General features: G+C 34.3%; 2 protein-coding genes. Both read right to left on the bottom strand.

Annotation, left to right across the window (positions count from 1 at the left end; genetic code table 11):
* On the bottom strand, positions 1-377 hold a 377-nt coding region (locus ACRCJ0_RS14650; RefSeq protein ID WP_431390941.1), incomplete at its 3' end, for a TCP-1/cpn60 chaperonin family protein.
* Between the two features lie 60 nt (positions 378-437).
* A complete protein-coding gene (locus ACRCJ0_RS14645) occupies positions 438-707 on the bottom strand; it encodes a co-chaperone GroES (protein WP_003143273.1) in 270 nt (89 codons plus the stop codon).
* Positions 708-1191 lie beyond the last annotated feature (484 nt).

Genomic DNA, 1191 nt, shown 5'->3' with positions numbered 1-1191 from the left:
GCTACGCGAATTGCTTTGTCAATCCCGCGACGAACACCTACTGGGTTAGCACCAGCAGTAACGTTTTTCATACCTTCAGTTACAATTGCTTGAGTTAGAACAGTGGCAGTTGTTGTACCGTCACCGGCAATATCATTTGTTTTTGAAGCTACTTCAGCAACTAGTTTTGCACCCATATCTTCAAATTTATCTTCTAATTCAATTTCTTTAGCGATAGTTACACCATCGTTAGTGATTAGCGGTGAACCATAACTTTGGTCTAAAACAACATTACGACCTTTTGGTCCTAAAGTTACTTTCACCGTATCAGCTAATATATCAATCCCACGAACCATTGATTGACGTGCATCTTCTGAAAATTTAATATCTTTTGCCATTTATTCATTCACCTCATAAAATTTCATATTGTTATTAATCTGTAAATATTGACAAATTGACTAATCTACAATTGCGATAATATCGCTTTCTTTAATAATTAATAATTCTTGACCATCATATTCAAATGTTGAACCTGCATATTTTTCAAATAGAACGCGGTCGCCTTCTTTCAATTGTGATGTGAAATCTTCCGTATTCTCAGCAACTGCTTCAACAACACCTACTTGTTGTTTCTCTTTAGCAGCTGACGGTAATACGATACCTGAAACTGTTTGCTCTTTAGCCTCTTCAACTCTCACAACTGCGCGTCCGTTTAATGGTTTAATCATTTACATGTCCCTCCATTTATATAAAATATCTGTCAAACCCAAGCTAAATTACTTGGTTATTTTAGAGATTAGCACTCTCTACGTTTGACTGCTAACCTCTACATTTCTTATCTTAAAACAATCAAATATGAATTGCAAGAGAAAGATTGACTTTTTTTGACCTATTTTTCCTTATAAGTCGAAAACCTTGATTTTATGCGGAATTTAAGTTATTTTTAGTAGTTGAAGAATGTGTTAAATTTTGATAAAAGTTAAAATATGTTATATATGTTCTATATGTTATATAAGAGAGGAATGTCAGTTTTTTTATGTTAAAAGGACCAGTAATATTTTTGTTACTATTCAAACTAGTATTTATTTTCCTAGCCGTTACCTTCGCCATCGGCAGTGTGGAAGGTTCTGGATGGAATTGGACAGTATACTTAGCGCTAGCTGTTGCAGCGTATGAAATAGTTGACTTGCTAAAGACGCTAAACGTACTACG

Source organism: Aerococcus sp. L_32 (assembly GCF_050689315.1).
This window is presented reverse-complemented; position numbering and strand designations above follow the sequence as displayed.

Bases quoted from the DNA above. Each gene is read 5' to 3' on its own strand.
- ACRCJ0_RS14645 (WP_003143273.1), bottom strand. From the start codon at position 707: ATGATTAAACCATTAAACGGACGCGCAGTTGTGAGAGTTGAAGAGGCT.